At 70.6% G+C, this 16,745-nt stretch carries 13 protein-coding genes; 1 reads left to right on the top strand and 12 read right to left on the bottom strand.

Features of this window, described 5'->3' with window-relative positions; translation table 11 throughout:
* Positions 1-2,337 carry a CHASE2 domain-containing protein gene (locus tag AC3A6B_RS05240; protein WP_487835700.1) on the top strand — a complete coding sequence of 779 codons (2,337 nt, stop codon included), beginning with the start codon at positions 1-3 and terminating at the stop codon, positions 2,335-2,337.
* Positions 2,338-2,361: 24 nt separating this feature from the next.
* Here the strand turns inward: AC3A6B_RS05240 and AC3A6B_RS05235 are convergent, their stop codons facing one another.
* The 12 genes from AC3A6B_RS05235 to kdpA form a co-directional block, all read right to left on the bottom strand.
* The gene (locus tag AC3A6B_RS05235; RefSeq protein ID WP_487835699.1) at positions 2,362-3,567 is read right to left on the bottom strand and encodes an OmpA family protein; all 1,206 of its coding nucleotides are present in this window, start codon (positions 3,565-3,567) and stop codon (positions 2,362-2,364) included.
* On the bottom strand, positions 3,564-5,174 hold the full coding sequence (locus AC3A6B_RS05230) for a serine/threonine protein kinase (RefSeq protein ID WP_487835698.1): 1,611 nt from the start codon (positions 5,172-5,174) through the stop codon (positions 3,564-3,566). Before AC3A6B_RS05230 ends, AC3A6B_RS05235 begins: the two co-directional genes overlap by 4 nt.
* A gap of 109 nt (positions 5,175-5,283) precedes the next feature.
* Positions 5,284-5,751, bottom strand: coding sequence for a tellurite resistance TerB family protein (locus AC3A6B_RS05225; RefSeq protein WP_487835697.1), 468 nt, complete (start codon positions 5,749-5,751; stop codon positions 5,284-5,286).
* An 8-nt stretch (positions 5,752-5,759) separates the two neighbouring features.
* Entirely contained in the window at positions 5,760-7,139 is a 1,380-nt protein-coding gene (locus AC3A6B_RS05220; protein ID WP_487835696.1) for a sensor histidine kinase, read from the bottom strand.
* Positions 7,136-7,795, bottom strand: a complete 660-nt coding sequence (locus tag AC3A6B_RS05215; RefSeq protein ID WP_487835695.1) for a response regulator transcription factor — start codon at positions 7,793-7,795, stop codon at positions 7,136-7,138. Before AC3A6B_RS05215 ends, AC3A6B_RS05220 begins: the two co-directional genes overlap by 4 nt.
* A 67-nt stretch (positions 7,796-7,862) precedes the next feature.
* Positions 7,863-8,627 carry a pseudouridine synthase gene (locus AC3A6B_RS05210; RefSeq protein WP_487835694.1) on the bottom strand — a complete coding sequence of 255 codons (765 nt, stop codon included), beginning with the start codon at positions 8,625-8,627 and terminating at the stop codon, positions 7,863-7,865.
* A gap of 10 nt (positions 8,628-8,637) precedes the next feature.
* Positions 8,638-9,330, bottom strand: a complete 693-nt coding sequence (gene kdpE, locus AC3A6B_RS05205) for a two-component system response regulator KdpE (protein WP_487835693.1) — start codon at positions 9,328-9,330, stop codon at positions 8,638-8,640.
* Positions 9,331-9,334: 4 nt separating this feature from the next.
* Positions 9,335-12,082: a DUF4118 domain-containing protein gene (locus AC3A6B_RS05200; protein WP_487835692.1), complete on the bottom strand. Its 2,748-nt coding sequence runs from the start codon at positions 12,080-12,082 to the stop codon at positions 9,335-9,337.
* A 15-nt stretch (positions 12,083-12,097) separates the two neighbouring features.
* Positions 12,098-12,235: a hypothetical protein gene (locus tag AC3A6B_RS05195; RefSeq protein WP_487835691.1), complete on the bottom strand. Its 138-nt coding sequence runs from the start codon at positions 12,233-12,235 to the stop codon at positions 12,098-12,100.
* 16 nt (positions 12,236-12,251) lie between these two features.
* On the bottom strand, positions 12,252-12,824 hold the full coding sequence (gene kdpC / locus AC3A6B_RS05190) for a potassium-transporting ATPase subunit KdpC (protein ID WP_487835690.1): 573 nt from the start codon (positions 12,822-12,824) through the stop codon (positions 12,252-12,254).
* Positions 12,825-12,837: 13 nt separating this feature from the next.
* On the bottom strand, positions 12,838-15,006 hold the full coding sequence (kdpB, locus tag AC3A6B_RS05185) for a potassium-transporting ATPase subunit KdpB (RefSeq protein WP_487835689.1): 2,169 nt from the start codon (positions 15,004-15,006) through the stop codon (positions 12,838-12,840).
* An 11-nt stretch (positions 15,007-15,017) separates the two neighbouring features.
* The gene (gene kdpA / locus AC3A6B_RS05180; RefSeq protein WP_487835688.1) at positions 15,018-16,745 is read right to left on the bottom strand and encodes a potassium-transporting ATPase subunit KdpA; all 1,728 of its coding nucleotides are present in this window, start codon (positions 16,743-16,745) and stop codon (positions 15,018-15,020) included.

Below are 16,745 nucleotides of genomic sequence, written 5' to 3'. Positions count from 1 at the left end.
GTGTCCAGCAAGCCCATCACTGCACGTCTTCGCCTGCCCTCGCGCTGGGTCGAATGGCTGACGCTCTCGATCATCGCCATCGGCCTGGTGTTCGCGTTGGAGCGATCCGGGTGGCTGCAGGGACCGAACCGGCTGCTCCAGGACACGCTGATGTTCATGCAGGAGCGCGAGGTCGATCGCGGCGACGTGGTCATCGTCGGCATCGACGACAAGAGCATTGCCGCCCTGGGACGATGGCCGTGGCGGCGATCCTTCCACGCCGAGCTGATCGACCGCATCGACAAGGACGCGCCGCTGGCGATCGGATTGGACGTGCTGCTGACCGAGGCGGACGAGCGCTTCCCCGGGGACGACGCAGCGCTCGCCGCCGCCCTGTCGCGCAGCGGGAAGGTGGTGCTGCCGCTGATGATGCAAAGCCTGAACGGGGCGCCCTTCGTCGTCGAGCCGATCCCCGCGCTGAAGCGCCATGCAAGACGCCTGGGGCACGTGCACATCGCGGTCGACGACGACGGCGTGGCGCGGGGCGTGTACTTGCGCGAGGGCTTCGGCGAGCGTGCCTGGGACCATTTCAGCGTCGCCATGCACACGGCCGGCGCGGCCGGGCCTGAACACGCAGAAGTTCCCGCAGAACGCGAGCCCGACGCTGAAACAGCAGGCCAGGACGCCGTCTCCACCTGGCACCGTTCGCGCAAGATGATCGTGCCCTTCGCCGGACGGCCGGGTCATTTCCCGCAGGTGTCCTACGTCGACGTGCTGGACGGCAGCGTCGCCCCGGGAACGTTCAAGGGCAAGTACGTGCTGATCGGCGCCACCGCCGCCGGAATCGGCGAGGTCTACGCCACGCCCGTCTCGGCGCGGCGCTCGAAGCTGATGTCCGGAGTGGAGTTTTCTGCCAACGTGCTCGACAGCCTGGAGAGCCAACGCAGCATCACCTCGCTGCCTGCATGGCTCGGCGCAACCCTCAACGCCATTCCCGCGCTGCTGGCCCTGATGGGCATGGCCTTCATCGGCCCGCTGCCCGCGCTGCTGCTGACCCTCGGGCTGATGGTGGCGCTGCCCGCGGCGGCGGCCGCTGCTGCGGGCTTCGGCCTGCAGTTCGGTCCGGCTTCGGGGATGCTCGCCCTGGGCGCGAGCTATGCCTTGTGGAGTTGGAGGAAGCTCGACGCCGCCACGCGTTACCTCATGGACGAGTTCAGCCGCCTGCACGGCAAGGGCCGCACGCTGGCCGCGACAGGCAGCGCGGCCGCTTCGGGCGACTTCCTGGGCCGCCGCATCCATGCGTTGCGGCAGGTCGCCGAGCAACTGAGCAACCTGCACCGCTTCGTGAGCGACAGCCTGGAAGCCCTGCCCGACGCGACGCTCGTATGCGACAGGAAAGGGACCGTGCTGCTGGCCAACGCCGCTGCGGCGCGGCACTTCGAGGTCGCCTCGGGCGAGCTGCTGCAAGGCGCGCAGGCCGCGACCCTGATGAACGACGTGCTGTCGCAGGCGGATCGCCAACCCATCGTGCTTCCGGCGATCTTTGCCGGCCCACCCACGGTGGGCAGCACCGCGGCGCACGATGGCCGCGAGCGCGACCTGCTGGTCAAGCGGGCGCCTTCGTTCAGCGGCACCGGCGAGCACCTGGGCTGGATTCTTTCGCTCGTCGACGTGACCGAGATCCGCCAGGCGCAGCGCCAGCGCGACCACGCCATGCGCTTCCTCAGCCATGACATGCGCGCACCGCTGGCCTCCGTCCTCACGCTGCTGAGCCTGCAGCGGCAGAACCCCTCCGCGATGCCGCAGGAGCAGTTCCACGAGCGCATCGAGCGTCACGCGAAGAAGGCCCTGGGCCTGGCGGACGACTTCACGCAGCTGGTGCGTGCCCAGTCCTACAGCTACCACTTCGAACGCTGCAACCTGGTGGATGTGCTGCTCGAATGCGTGGACGACGCATGGGAAGCGACGCGCCGGCACCGGATCCGCGTGACGATGGCGCCGTCGCCGGAGGAGGCCTACAGCCTGGTCAACCGCGAGCTCATGGCCCGCGCGATCAACAACCTCCTGGGCAACGCGCTCAAGTTCTCGCCGGCGGGCTCGTCGATCACCTGCGCGGTCGAATCGCTGCCGCGCGCATGGGCCGTGCTGGTGAAGGACGAAGGACCCGGCATCGCCGAAGAACTCCGGACTCGGTTGTTCGAACCGTTCATTCGGGGAAGTGCCACGGCGAACATCGACGGAGCGGGACTCGGGCTGGCCTTCGTCAAGACCGTGGCGCAACGCCACGGCGGCAGGGTGCTGCTCGAGTCTCCGCCGGGGCGGGGCAGTGCGTTCCGGCTGATCTTGCCGCGCGCCTAGCCGGCGGCCCGCCCGCGCTGCGCATCAACCGCAGCCCACGATCCTGAATTCGACCCGGCGGTCCAGCGCATCGACCGCGTCGTCGGTGCCGCTGCCGATGATGTTCTCGCGGAAGCCCTTGCCGCTGGGCATGGTTCGCTCGCCCAGCGCGGTGGATTCGCCGACCAGCCGCTGGCGGATGTAGCGCGCGCGCTGCATCGATAGCGTGTCGTTGAACGCCACCGAGCCGGTGCGGCTGGTGTGGCCGACGATGTCCATGCAGACCCTGGCATCGGCGCTCGCTTTGGCGATCTCGCGCAGCCACATGGCGTAGGGACTGCTGATCTTGGCGTCCGACCAGAACACCGTGCCGCCGGGATTGAACAGGAACTTCACCCCGAGCTGCCGGTTGGCGATGCCGTAGGCGACGATCTTGCCGAAGGCCTGCTCGGCCTCGGCCGCGCGGCCCAGCTTCGCCGAACTCAGGTAGATGCCGTTGAGCACGCGCAGCTGTTCGCCGTTGGACGTTGCGCCGGCGGCGCTGTACCGGGTCAGCGCCTCCTCGTAGCGCTGGGCGTTGTAGTGCGTGGTGGCCTCCTTGATCAGCGGCGCCACCGCGAGGCGCTCGAGGTAGTACGGGTCCGCACGCTGGCCGGGCGGCGTGGCGGTGGTACGCACGTAGCTCTCGACGACCAGGTCCTTGGTGGGCACGGGCGTGTCGCGGTCGTAGGGCAGCGGCGTGTGGTCCAGGCCGTCGTCGCGCGCCACGGCCGAGGACTGGGCGGCCACGATGCCGGTGGCCAGCTCGGTCAGGGCCAGATCGATGCGCAGCGGGCTGCGCGCCTCGCTGACCGACAGCCGCGTCATGGTGCCGGTGAGCAGGTAGCGGGCCTTGCCCAGGTTCGCGCTTTGGAAGGGCAGGATCTCGATCGCGTCGTGCTTCGAGCCCATGCGCTCGCTGACCCGATCCTGCAGCAGCTGGGTGGCCACGGTCTGCTGGGCGCTGCCGGCGTCGATCATGGGGTCGATCACCACGCCGCGCTTGGCGCCCATCCTGGCGATGAAGGCCGGCTGCTTCTGCGTCTGCGCGACGAGGCCGTCAGTGGCCTGCGCGACGGCCTGTTCGAAGGGCACCTCGCCCTTGGCCGGCGCGGCCGGAGGCGCGGCGCAACCGGCCAGCCCCCAGGCGATCAGCACGGCGCCGGAGCTGAGCATGGCCGGCAGCCAGCGAGCGAAGGTCGTGGTGTTCATTCGCATCCTCTTCTCAGCAGGGCGGCCTCGCCGGGCAGCAGGGGTCCGAGCGAGGCCCGTTGAAGAATCTCGGCGCAGCGGTCGTCCTGCGGCACGGCTTCGGTTCGGGCGATCTGTGCCGGGGCCGGCCGCGCGGCTTGCTCGAGCGCCGGTTCGGGTGTCGCTGCCGGCGTCTCGCGCCGCGTGCTGCGCCGAGCTTCACGGCGCACCTCGCGACGTATCTCGCGCGGCGCCGGAGGTGCGGGCTCGATGGACACGCTCGCCTCCATGGTCGGGGCCGGGGTCGGCGTCGGCGCCGGCTGGATGCCCAACGCGCGCAGCGCGGCTTGGGCCGCATCGGACGGCTCTTGCGAAATGCCGCGCGGGACCGGCGGCGATGCCGCGATCGCGGGCGCCGGTGCCTCCGGCGCCGCCGGCCGGGGACCGGCCCGCACGGGCTTTGCCGGCGCGGCGCTCGCTTGCGGCAGGCTCGCGGGCGAGGCCGCCAGCGAGGCCTGCGGTGCCGTGCTTGCCGAATCGCCGAAGCGGTAGTAGCCGGCAGCGGCCAGGCCGACCAGCAGCATCGTCGCCGCCAGCGCAGCGACCTGGATCCTGCTGCCGCGGCGCGTCGCCGGTTGCGGCGCCGGATGCGCAGACCTGGCCTTCGCATCGCCCAGCTGCGCCCGGAACTCGGCCACGCTTTGCGGCCGGTTGTGCGGGTGCAGCGCCATCGCGGCATCGATGGCAGCCAGGAAGGGCACGCTGTAGCGGCCGCGCGCGAGCTCGGACAGCGGCTGCAGCGGCGTGCCCATCAGGCGCTCGATGGAGGGGACCGGCGGCCGCCCGCTGATCGCCATGTACACCACGCCGGCCAGCGCATACAGGTCGGTCCATGCGCCCTGCTTCATCGAGGCGCCGTCGCCGCACTGCTCGATGGGCGCGAAACCGGGCTTGAACACCACGGTCGGCGACGCGCCCATGCCGTCGACCACGCGCCGCGCGGCGCCGAAATCCAGCAGCACGGGACCGTCGTCGGTGAGCAGGATGTTGTCGGGCGCGATGTCGCGATGGAAGCAGCTCAGTGCATGCATGGTTCCGAGGGCATCGAGCAACGGGTGCAGCCAGCCGAGGATTTCGTCCTCGTCGGGCGCACGGCCCAGCTCGGCCAGCGCGCGCGCGAGCGTCGGGCCCGCGTAGTACGGCATCACCATGTAGGCCGTGCCGTTGCCCTCCCAGAAGTGCAGCACCCTGACCAGCGCCGGATGATCGAAGCGCGCCAGGATCCGCGCCTCGTGGACGAAGCTGCGCATGCCGACGCGGAAGCTGTCGCCGTGGCGCTGCGACTTGAGCACCACGCCGGGCGAGGCGCTGGCGCGCGACGCCAGGACGGCCGGCAGGTATTCCTTGATCGCGACATGCTGCTCGCGCACATGGTCCCAGGCCAGGTAGACGATGCCGAAGCCGCCCTCGCCGATGGGGCCGACGATCTCGTAGTCGAGCAGCCGCGTGCCCTCGGGCAGGGTGTGTGCGGTGTCGCGGGCAGGCGCGTCCCAGGCCGGCGCCTGCGTGTCGTGTGCGCCGAAGCCCGCCACCGGGCCGGGCATGGTGCGCATGTCGAGTGTGATCACGGAGGACCCCCAGTCGTGAGCGCCCACTCTACTGCGCACAGAGTACGAAAGCATTCACCGGAAGCACTAGCCGAAAGGAGGCCCCGGCGCGGGGGTGATGGATGTGACCCTAGCCTTCGCCGGCCGCCTGCTGCGCCCTCATCTTGGCGTGCACGTAGGCGCCGTGCGGGATGTAGAGCAGGTCGGCGACCTTGCGCATCAAGTGGTTCTCGTGCGCGCCCAGGGTGCCGTCGGCATAGGCAACACGCCACATGTGCTCGATCATGCGCAGCTTCTGTTCCATCTCGAAGGACTCGTTGATCCTCGAGGTGAAGCTGAAGAGGTCTGTTGCGGTCCGGGCAGTCTGCTCGGCGAGCTCCAACAGGCGCTGGATCTCGTCGTCGGCCAGCGCGAACTTGTCGCGCAGCGCGGCGATGACGGCGCGCCGCTCGGCCGCCCCGAGTTCGGGCTCGGCGCGCATCACCTCCACCAGCAGCACGGCCGTGGCCAGCTGCAGCAGGTGCTGCTGGTCTTGCGCCGAGTCGGCGGCCTCCGGCGGCCGCAGCGCATCGAACAGGTCTTTCAGGGTCTTCAGCATGGCAAAGCTCAGCCGCCCAGGTACACGCGCGCCACCAGCCCGGTGCTGCCGCGCTCGTCGTCGCTGCGGTTGCTGAGTGCAATGCGCAGGCCGTTGCGCAGGGCCGCGGTGCGCGCGATCGCGAGGCCGAGGCCGCTGCCACCGACGGAAGTGCCTGGCACGCGGAAGAAGCGGTCGAAGACGCGGGCCATGAATTCCTCCGGGATGCCCGGCCCGTTGTCGACCACGTCGACCACCGGCTGGCCCTGCACCTCGTGCAGCCGCACGTCGACCACGCCGCCTACGGGCGCGTGGCGCAGCGCGTTGTCGATCAGGTTGTCGAACACGCTGCGCAGCTCGGCGGCCGGGGCGGTGACCACGGGCGCCACCTCGCCGTCGAAGCCGACGTCGATGCGGCGCCGATCGGCCACCACCATCAGCTGGCCCAGGCTCTCGCGCAGCAGCGCCGCCACGTCGACCTGCTCCGGCGCCGCGGCTGGCGCCGCGCTCTCCTGGCGCGACAGGCGCAGCAGCTGCTCGATCAGGTGCTGGGCGCGCGTGACGCCGGCCTCGAGCTGCGCAAAGCGCTCGGACGCATCGCCTGGCGGCACGTGCGCGCGCAGGTTCTCGAGCTGCAGCCCGATGGCGGCGACCGGCGTGCGCAGCTCGTGCGCGGCGTCCTGCACGAAGCGGCGCTGCGTCGCGAAGGCTTCGCGCAGCCTGGCGAGCAGGCTGTTGAAGGCGCTCACCAGCGGCGCGATCTCGTCCGGCACGCGCGCGAGCGAGAGCTCCGACAGGCTGCGCTCGTCCTGCGCCGCCACTTCGCGCGCCACCGCATGCAGCGAGTACGAGGTGAGCCACACCACGAGCCACAGCACCGCCAGCGAGACGGGCAGCAAGAGCACGATCGGCAGGGCCGCGAACAGGGCGCGGTGCTTCACCTCGTGGTGCAGGAAGCTGCCGCTCTGCGCGATCTGCACGCGGGACTGCCCGGCCCGCGCGCCCGGCGCCGCGGTGTAGACGCGCCAGACATCGTCGTGGCGGGTACCGGTGCGCACGTCGCGCAGGCCGGGCTCGGCCTGCAGCGGCACGGCGAGCTTGGGCCACGAGCTCGCGAGCAGGCGGCCGTCGGGACTCCATATCTGGACGATGAAGGCGCCCCACTTGAAGACGCTCTGGTCGCCGAGCGGCTGCAGGTCCGGCGTGCTGTCGTTGGCCGCGTAGGAATTGGCCAGCAGCTGCATCTGGTCGTCCATGAAGGTGTGGACCATGCGGCCGTAGCTCATGTACGAGGTCCAGGCCGCCGCGCCGGCCGCGATCAGGTGCAGCGACACCAGCCACAGCAGCAGCTTGCCGCGCAGCGAGTGGGGCCTGTACCAGGGGCAGTCGGGGTTCTTGAGTTTTCTCATGCCGGCGCCACCCGCCATCCGAGCCCGCGCACATTGCGGATCGCCTCGGGCCCGAGCTTGCGCCGCATGCCGTGGATCAGCACGTCGACCGCGTTGCTCGTGACTTCTTCGCCCCAGCCGTAGATGCGGTTTTCCAGCTGCTCGCGCGAGAGGATCGCGCCGGGGCGTTCCAGCAGTGCGTGCAGCAGCGCGAACTCGCGCGCCGTCAGCGCTTCGCGCGTGCCGTTGCGCAGCACTTCGCGCGTGGTCAGGTCCAACTGCAGCCCGGCGCTGCCGATCACCGAATGCGCGGCGCCGTCGCGGCGCCGGATCACGGCGCGCATGCGCGCCAGCAGCTCGCGGAACTCGAAGGGCTTGAGCAGGTAGTCGTCGGCGCCCAGGTCCAGGCCCTGGATGCGGTCTTCGAGACCGTCGCGCGCGGTGAGCACCACGACCGGCGTGGTGTCGCCGCGCTCGCGCGCGCGGCGCAGCACTTCGGTGCCGTCCTGCTTGGGCAGGCCGAGGTCGAGCAGCACGCAGGTGTAGCCGCCGTCGGCAAAGGCGCTCTGGGCCAGCGCGCCGTCGCGCACCCAGTCGACCGACCAGCCCGCTCCCTCGAGGGCATGCATCAGGCTGCTGCCGATCATCTCGTCATCTTCCACCAGCAGCGCACGCACGGGGCCTCCTTGTTCAATCGCGAAACCAACGAAGGCTACTCCGGGTTTCTTAGCCCGTCATGAGGCCCTAAAAACGCTCGTGCGGCCCCAGGTAGCGCCACTGCCCCACCGGCAGGTTGCCCAGCACCACGCGGCCGATGCGGATGCGCTTCAGGCCCACGACCTTGAGCCCGACCAGCTCGCACATGCGCCGGATCTGGCGCTTTTTGCCCTCGGTCAGCACGAAGCGCAGCTGCTCGGGGTTCTGCCATTCGACCTGCGCCGGCTTGAGCGGCTGGCCGTCCAGGCTCAGGCCATGGCGCAGGCGCGCGAGCTGCTCGCGCGGGAACGCGGCCTGCGAGTTCTGCGCCACCGGCCCATAGGAAACGCGCACCAGGTATTCCTTCTCCATCTCCGAGTCTTCGCCGATCAGCTGGCGCGCGACGCGGCCGTCCTGCGTGAGCACCAGGAGGCCCACCGAATCGATGTCGAGCCGCCCAGCCGGCGCCAGGCCGCGCAGCTGCGGCGGCGAGAAGCGGTTGCTCGGGTCCTCGCGCCAGTGGCTGCGGGGGTTGATCAGCATCACGGCCGGCTCGTGCCCGTCCTCGGCCTGGCCGCTCACATAGCCCATCGGCTTATTCAAGAGGATCGTGACCTGCTGCTGCTGCTGGTTCTGCGCCTTCCTGTCGACCTCGATGCGGTCGGCCGGCCCGACCTTGACGCCCATCTCGGCCACCCGGCCGTTGACCTTGACCCAGCCCCGCGCGATCCAGTCGTCGGCTTCGCGGCGCGAGCACAGGCCGAGTTCGGCCATGCGTTTGTTGAGGCGTGAGAGGGCGGGCGCGTCGGTCATCCGGCGATTGTCACGGCATCAGGCGGTAGCCGACGGCGGTCTCGGTCAGCAGATGGCGCGGCTGCGCCGGATCGGCTTCGAGCTTCTGCCGCAGATGGCCCATGTAGATGCGCAGGTAGTGGCTCTGCTCGCCGTGCGAGGGGCCCCACACCTCGCGCAGCAGCTGGCGCTGCGTGAGCACGCGGCCGGCATTGGCGACCAGCACCGAGAGCAGCCGGTACTCGGTGGGCGTGAGGTGCACCTCCGCGCCGGCGCGCCGCACCAGCCGCGCCGTGCGGTCGACCTCGACCTCGCCGAAGCGGAACACCGGCTCGAGATCTTCGCCGCCGTTGGCGGTGCGCGGCCGGCGCAGGTTGGCGCGCACGCGGGCCAGCAGCTCGCCGGTGCCGAAGGGCTTGGTCAGGTAGTCGTCGGCGCCGGCATCGAGCGCGGCAACCTTGTCGGCTTCGTCGCTGCGCGCCGACAGCACGATGATCGGCACGCCCGACCAGCCGCGCACGTCGCGGATCAGCGAGACGCCGTCGCCGTCGGGCAGCCCGAGGTCGAGCACCAGCAGGTCGGGCTGGCGCGTGCCGGCCGCCGCCAGGCCCTCGCGCAGCGTCGCGGCCTCGTGCACCTGCCAGCCCTCGGCCTCCAGCGCGCCGCGCACGAAGCGGCGGATCTGCGGCTCGTCCTCGATCACGATGGCGGTGGGGTTGGGCATGGGTTCAGATGTCGCTCGATTCCAGCGGCTCGGGTGGTTCCCGGCGCGGCAGCGTGACGGTGAATTCTGCCCCGCCGCCGGACGCATCGGCCGCCGCGATTTCGCCGCCGTGGGCGCTGACCACCGCCTTGCAGATCGCGAGGCCGAGCCCGACGCCCGGCGTGGCCGATTCGGCCTGGCCGCGCGTGAACTTGTCGAACAGCGTCTGCTCGCGGCCCTTGAGCGCGGCCGGCAGTCCCGGGCCGTGGTCGCGCACGCTGAGCACCAGCGCGCGCTCGGTGGCGCGCGCGCCGACCTCGATCGGCGGCTCGCCGTACTTCACCGCGTTCTCGAGGAGGTTGACCAGCACGCGCTCGATCAGCACCGCATCGAACTCGACCAGCGGCAGATCCGCCGGCAGCGCGGTCTGCACCGCCATGTCGCCGAGCGCGGGCCGCGCGGCGCGGATGGCGGAGCCCACCACTTCCTCCACCGACTGCCACTCGCGCCGGAGGTTGACCGCGCCGCCGGCGATGCCGCTTTCGAGCCGCGCCATGTCCAGCAGGTTGCTGACCAGCGCATGCAACTGGTGCGCCTGCGCGACGATGGCGCGCACGATGCGGCGCTGATCGCCGGGCGCCTCCGGCAGCGCCTGCAGCGATTCGGCCAGCGCGATCAGCGCGGTAAGCGGCGTGCGCACGTCATGCGAGATCGCGCCGAGCAGCGCGTTGCGCAGGCGCTCCGATTCCATCTCGACCACCGCCTGCTGCGCCACGTCGACGTAGTGAACCCGCTCCAGCGCGATCGCGATCTGCCGCGCCAGCGTGTCGAGCTGCTGCGCCTGCTCGGGGATCATCAGCCAGCGCGGCTGCGCCGGCTCGAGCGCGAGCACGCCGCGCACGCGCATCGGCGCCTTGAGCGGCACGTAATGCCAGGGCTGCGCGGCCAGCGTGGCGGTCGCGAGGCCGGCCGGCTGGCCTTGGCGGAAGGTCCAGTCCGCCACGCTGGCATCGAAGCCGGCCGGCGGCGCCGCGGGCATCACCAGGCGGTCGGATGCGTCGGGCACCAGCACCAGCGCATGGCCGCCGAAGTGGCCTTGCACCGCGGCCGCGCCGAGCGCCGCGACCTGCTTCGTTTCGAGCGCCGCCGAGAGCTCGCGCGTGAGCTCGAACAGCGACTGCGCGCGCCGCTCGCGGCTGGTCGAGACGCCGGCCGCGAAGCGCAGGCCCGCGGTGAGCTGGCCGACCAGGAGGCCGACGCCGAGCATGACGGCGAAGGTCACGAGGTACTGCGCATCGCTGACCGCGAAGGAGAAGTGCGGCGCGACGAAGAAGAAGTCGAAGGCCGCCACGTTGAGCAGCGCGGCGAGGGCGGCCGGCCCGCGCCCGAAGCGCATCGCGACCCCGACCACGCCGAGCAGGAACAGCATCACGATGTTGGCCAGCTCCAGCACGCCGACCAGCGGCGCGGCGAGCAGCGTGATCGCGACGCTGCTGGCAGCCGCCCAGGCATAGCCGGGCCAGCGTGCATGTGGGCGGTCGCTGTCCTCCACCTCGGGATCACCGCGGCGGCCGCCGGGGCGCAAATGAGAGATGCGGCGCGCGCTGTCGGCGCGCGCGACCTCGACGATGTCGATGCCCGGCGCATGGCGCGCGAGCTCGCGCCTGAGTACGCGCCGCGGCCACCAGCGCTGCCAGCCGCGCGCCGGCTCGGCGCGGCCCACCACCAGCGTCGCGCAATTCAGCCGCTGGGCCTGCGCGGCGAGTTCCTCGGCAACGTCGACGCCCGTCAGCACCGCCGTTTCGGCGCCCAGCTCCTCCGCCAGCTTGAGCACTCCGAGGATGCGGTCGCGCTGCGGCGCAGCGAGCCGCTGCAGGCGCGGGGTTTCGACGTACGCCGCATGCCAGCGCACGTTGAGCTGGCCGGCCAGGCGCGCCGCGGTGCGCACGGTCTGGCCCGCACCCTCGTGCGGGCCGACGCAGGCGAGAAGCGCACCCGAGGTGTTCCAGGCCGGCGGTCCGACCTCGCCCTCGCGGCCGGACTGCTCGATGCGCCAGCCGCGCACGTCGTCTTCCACGTGCTCGGCGGTGCGGCGCAAGGCGATCTCGCGCAGCGCGATGAGGTTGCCCTTGCGGAAGAAGTTCTGCGCCGCGCGATCGGCCTGCTGCGGCATATAGACCTTGCCGGCCGCCAGCCGCGCGCTGAGTTCGTCCGCGGTGACGTCGACCAGCACCACCTCGTCGGCCTCGTCGAGCACCGTGTCGGGCACGGTCTCGTGCACGCGCACGCCGGTGATCGCGCCGACCGTGCCGTTGAGGCTTTCCAGATGCTGCACGTTGAGCGCTGACCAGACCTCGATGCCCGCAGCCTGCAATTCCTGCACGTCCTGCCAACGCTTGGCGTGGCGCGAACCCGGCGCGTTGGAATGCGCGAGTTCGTCGACCAGCAGCACGGCGGGCTTGCGCGCGAGCGCGGCGTCGAGATCGAATTCGGCCAGCAGGCGGCCGCGGTAAGGCAGGTCGCGCAACGGCAGCGTTTCGAGGCCGGCCAACAGCGCCGCGGTCTCGCTGCGGCCGTGCGTTTCGACCACGCCGATCACCACGTCGCGGCCGGCCGCGCGCTCGCGCTGCGCGGCGCTCAGCATGGCCCAGGTCTTGCCGACACCGGCGCTGGCGCCGAAGTAGATGCGCAGCTTGCCGCGCCGTGCGCGCTCCTCGTCGGCACGCAGCTGGGCCAGCAGTGCGTCGGGGTCGGGGCGTGCGATCTCGTTCATGGGGTGCATTGCAGGTTATCGCATCGACCGCTCCTTGCGACCATCGCGACGGGCGTGCCGCCGCGCGGTGCGCGACACCATGAACCAAGCGAAGCCCATCGGGATGAAGAAGGCCGCGAGCGCGCACAGCGCATGGAGCAGCTCATCGGGCATGGCGGATGCTCCTTGCTCAGCGTGCGGTGTCGAGGGCCAGATTGAGCTGAAGCACGTTCACGCGCGCTTCGCCGAGCAGGCCCCACAGCGGCGTCTCGGTGTGGTCCTCGATCAGCTGGGCCACATGCTCGGCCGGCATGCCGCGCAGGCGCGCCACGCGCGCCGCCTGGTAGCGGGCCGCGGCCGGGCTGATGTGCGGGTCGAGCCCGCTGGCCGAGGCCGTGACCAGGTCCACCGGCACCGGCTGCGTGTTGCCCTGGTCGGCCGCGTGCAGCGCCTCGATGCGGCCCTTGACCGCATCGGTCAGCGCGGGATTGAGCGGCCCCTGGTTGGAGCCGCCGGATGCGCCCGCGTTGTAGGGCATCGGCGCGGTGGCCGACGGGCGGCCCCAGAAATGCTTCGGGTCGCTGAAGTTCTGCCCGATCAGCGTGGAACCGACGGTCTTGCCGTCGCGCACGACCAGGCTGCCGGTGGCCTGCGCCGGAAACACCGACTGCGCGGCGCCGGTCACGGCCAGCGGGTAGACGACGCCGGTGAGCGCACTCAGCAGTACGAAGAGCACGAGCGCGGGACGAAGAATGCTTGTCATGGTGATGGGGTCCTCAGACGAGATGCACGGCGACCAGCAGCCAGTCGATGAGCTTGATGCCGATGAAGGGCACGACCAGGCCGCCCAGGCCGTAGATCGCGAGGTTGCGGCGCAGGAGCGCCGCGGCGCCCACCGGCCGGTAGCGCACGCCCTTCAGCGCGAGCGGGATCAGGAACACGATGACGAGCGCATTGAAGATCACCGCCGACAGGATGGCCGACGAGGGGCTCGCGAGCCGCATCACGTTGAGCGCACCGAGCTGCGGGTAGGTCGAGACGAAGATCGCCGGGATGATGGCGAAGTACTTCGCCACGTCGTTGGCGATCGAGAAGGTGGTGAGCGAGCCGCGCGTCATCAGCAGGGCCTTGCCGGTCTCGACCACTTCGAGCAGCTTGGTCGGGTTCGAGTCAAGGTCCACCATGTTGCCGGCCTCCTTGGCGGCCTGGGTGCCGGTGCCCATGGCCACGGCCACGTCGGCCTGCGCGAGCGCGGGTGCGTCGTTGGTGCCGTCGCCGGTCATCGCCACCAGGCGGCCTTCGGCCTGATAGCGGCGGATCAGCGCCAGCTTGTCCTCGGGCGTGGCCTCGGCCAGGAAATCGTCGACGCCGGCCTCGGCCGCAATCGCGGCGGCGGTGAGCTTGTTGTCGCCGGTGATCATCACGGTCTTGATGCCCATCGCCCGCAGCTCGGCGAAGCGCTCGCGGATGCCGGTCTTGACGATGTCCTTGAGCTCGACGATGCCGAGCACGCGCGAACCCTCGGCCACCGCGAGCGGCGTGCTGCCGCGGCGCGCGACCTCGTCGGCGGCGCGCAGCACCTCGGGCGCCATCGAGCCGCCGAGCGCTTCCACATGCCGGCGCACCGCATCGACCGCGCCCTTGCGCAGCGGGACCGCATCGGCCTCCAGGCTCGTCGGCGCCGCCGGCAGGTCGACGCCGCTCATGCGGGTCTGGGCCGTGAAAGGCACGAAGTGCGCGCCTTCCACGCCCCGGTCGTCGGTGCCGCCGCGCCGGGCCAGCTCGACGATGCTGCGGCCCTCGGGCGTTTCGTCGGGCAGTGAAGCGAGCAGCGCGATGCGCGCCAGCTTGCCCTGCGGGACGCCGGGCGAAGCCAGGAAAGCGCTCGCCTGGCGGTTGCCGTGCGTGATGGTGCCGGTCTTGTCGAGCAAGAGCACGTCGACGTCGCCCGCGGCTTCCACCGCGCGGCCGGAGGTGGCGATCACGTTGGCCTGCATCATGCGGCTCATGCCGGCCACGCCGACGGCCGACAGCAGGCCGCCGATGGTGGTCGGGATCAGGCACACCAGCAGCGCCACCAGCGCGGTGAGCGAGACCACGGTGCCCGCGCCCATCGCATCGACACTGAAGATCGAGTACGGCAGCAGCGTGACGGTGACCATCAGGAACACCAGCGTCAGCGCCACCAGCAGGATGGTCAGCGCGATCTCGTTCGGTGTCTTCTGGCGCTTGGCGGCTTCGACCATGCCGATCATGCGGTCCAGGAAGGACTCGCCCGGGTTGACAGTGATGCGCACCACCAGCCAGTCGGACAGCACGCGCGTGCCGCCGGTGACGGCCGAGAAGTCGCCGCCCGATTCGCGCACCACGGGCGCCGATTCGCCGGTGATCGCGCTCTCGTCGACCGAGGCCACGCCTTCGATCACCTCGCCGTCCAGCGGGATCACGTCATGCGGCTCGACCAGCACCACATCGCCGCGGCGCAGCTCGGGTGCCTGCAGCGGCAGCCACTTGCCGCCGTGTGAGGGCTCGACCATCTTCTTGGCCCAGGTGTCCTTGCGCAGGCCGCGCAGCGACGCCGCCTGCGCCTTGCTGCGGCCCTCGGCCAACGCTTCCGCGAAATTGGCGAACAGCACGGTGAACCACAGCCAGATCGAGACCGCGAGCACGAAGGCCGGCGGCATCCCGGTGTCGCCCGGGAAGCTCAGCGCATGCACCCACAGCAGCGTCGTCAGGATGCTGCCGATGTAGACGATGAACATCACCGGATTGCGCCACTGCACCCGCGGGCTCAGCTTGGCGAAGGCGCCCCAGAGCGCGGGCTTGACCAGCGCGGCATCGAACAGCGAGAGGTGCTTTTTTTGCCTGGCCAAGGCCTTGGCTTCGATCACGACCGCCGCCTGGGCGGGCTCGCCCAGGGAGATAGGAGAGACGTTGTTTTTCATGGTCTGCGGGCTCATTTCCAAAGCATCAGGTGCTCGACGACCGGACCGAGTGCGAGTGCCGGCACATAGTTGAGCAAGCCGACCAGCAGCACGGTGCCGATCAAGAGCGTTACGAACAGCGGGCCGTGCGTGGGCATGGTGCCGGCCGTGACCGGCAGGCGCTTCTTGGCGGCCAGCGAACCGGCGATGGCGAGCACCGGCACGATCACGCCGAAGCGGCCGAACCACATCGCGATCGCGAGCAGCGCGTTGTAGAAAGGCGTGTTGGCCGCAAGGCCGGCAAAGGCGCTGCCGTTGTTGTTGCCGGCCGAGCTCAGCGCGTAGAGGATCTCGGAGAAGCCGTGGGCACCCGGGTTTGCGATGCCCGCCTTGCCGGCGCCCGCGATCACAGCGACGGCCGTCCCGGCCAGCACCAGGATCGGCGTGACCAGGATCGCGATCGAGCTCAGTTTCATCTCGTGCACCTCGATCTTCTTGCCCAGGTACTCGGGCGTGCGGCCGATCATCAGGCCGGCGATGAACACCGCCAGGACCGCGAAGATCAGCATGCCGTACAGGCCGGTGCCGACGCCGCCGAACACCACTTCACCGAGCTGCATCAGCACCAGCGGCACCATGCCGCCCAGCGGCGTGAAGGAGTCGTGCATGGCGATCACCGCGCCGCACGAAGCGGCGGTGGTGATGGCCGCGAACAACGCCGAGGCGCCGATGCCGAAGCGCACTTCCTTGCCTTCCATGTTGCCGCCGGCCTGCCATGCGCTCGCGGCCTGGTCGACGCCGAGCGGCGGCAGGAGCGGATTGCCGGCCTGCTCGGGCGGAATGACCGCGACCACCGCGAGCACGAACATCAGGGTCATCGCCGCGAGGATGGCGAAGCCCTGCCTCTGGTCGCCGACCAGGCGGCCGAAGGCGAAGCACAGCGCGGCCGGGATCAGGAAGATCGCGATCATCTGCACGAAGTTCGAGAGCGCCGTGGGGTTCTCGTACGGGTGCGCCGAATTCGCGTTGAAGAAGCCGCCGCCATTGGTGCCCAGCATCTTGATCGCTTCCTGCGAAGCGACCGGGCCCATCGGGAGCGTCTGCGTGGCGCTGCTCGCGCCGGCTTCCACGGTGGTGACCGTCTTGTAGGCATCGAAGTTCTGGATCACGCCCTGGCCCGCGAACACAATCGCGATCACGAATGAGATCGGCAGCAGCAGCCAGGCCGTGATGCGGGTCACGTCGACCCAGAAGTTGCCCACAAAGCCCTTGCCGTCCGTGCTGCGCGCCGCAAAGCCGCGCGCCAGAGCGAAGGCCACCGCGATGCCGGTGGCGGCCGAGAGGAAGTTCTGCACCGTGAGCCCCAGCATCTGCGTGAGGTAGCTCATCGTCGATTCGCCGGCATAGCCCTGCCAGTTGGTGTTGGAGACGAAGCTCACCGCGGTGTTGAAGGCCGAGTCGGGCGAGACGGCGCCCATGCCGGCCGGGTTGAGCGGCAGCACGGCCTGCAGCCGCTGCAGGCCATAGACGGCGAGCGCACCAATGGCATTAAAGGCCAGCAGGCCCAGCGCATAGCTGCGCCAGTGCATCGACTGCTCGGGCGAAACGCCGGCGAGCTTGTAGAGCAGCGCTTCGACGCGCTGCGTCCAGCGCGGCAGGCGGCCTTCGCACAGCGCCGCCAGATAGCGGCCGAGCGGCCAGGCCAAGAGGCCCAGCACGGCGAGAAAGAAGGCCAGCAGGCCCCAGGCCGAGCTGTTCAT

Source organism: Variovorax sp. Soil_C_33 (assembly GCF_057656935.1).
This window is presented reverse-complemented; position numbering and strand designations above follow the sequence as displayed.

Excerpts from the sequence above, each read along its gene's own strand:
- AC3A6B_RS05235 (WP_487835699.1), bottom strand. The coding sequence starts at position 3,567 with ATGAACACCACGACCTTCGCTCGCTGGCTGCCGGCCATGCTCAGCTCC.
- AC3A6B_RS05225 (WP_487835697.1), bottom strand. The coding sequence starts at position 5,751 with ATGCTGAAGACCCTGAAAGACCTGTTCGATGCGCTGCGGCCGCCGGAG.
- AC3A6B_RS05220 (WP_487835696.1), bottom strand. The coding sequence starts at position 7,139 with ATGAGAAAACTCAAGAACCCCGACTGCCCCTGGTACAGGCCCCACTCG.
- AC3A6B_RS05210 (WP_487835694.1), bottom strand. The coding sequence starts at position 8,627 with ATGACCGACGCGCCCGCCCTCTCACGCCTCAACAAACGCATGGCCGAA.
- kdpE (WP_487835693.1), bottom strand. The coding sequence starts at position 9,330 with ATGCCCAACCCCACCGCCATCGTGATCGAGGACGAGCCGCAGATCCGC.
- AC3A6B_RS05200 (WP_487835692.1), bottom strand. The coding sequence starts at position 12,082 with ATGAACGAGATCGCACGCCCCGACCCCGACGCACTGCTGGCCCAGCTG.
- AC3A6B_RS05195 (WP_487835691.1), bottom strand. The coding sequence starts at position 12,235 with ATGCCCGATGAGCTGCTCCATGCGCTGTGCGCGCTCGCGGCCTTCTTC.
- kdpC (WP_487835690.1), bottom strand. The coding sequence starts at position 12,824 with ATGACAAGCATTCTTCGTCCCGCGCTCGTGCTCTTCGTACTGCTGAGT.
- kdpB (WP_487835689.1), bottom strand. The coding sequence starts at position 15,006 with ATGAAAAACAACGTCTCTCCTATCTCCCTGGGCGAGCCCGCCCAGGCG.
- kdpA (WP_487835688.1), bottom strand. The coding sequence starts at position 16,745 with ATGAACAGCTCGGCCTGGGGCCTGCTGGCCTTCTTTCTCGCCGTGCTG.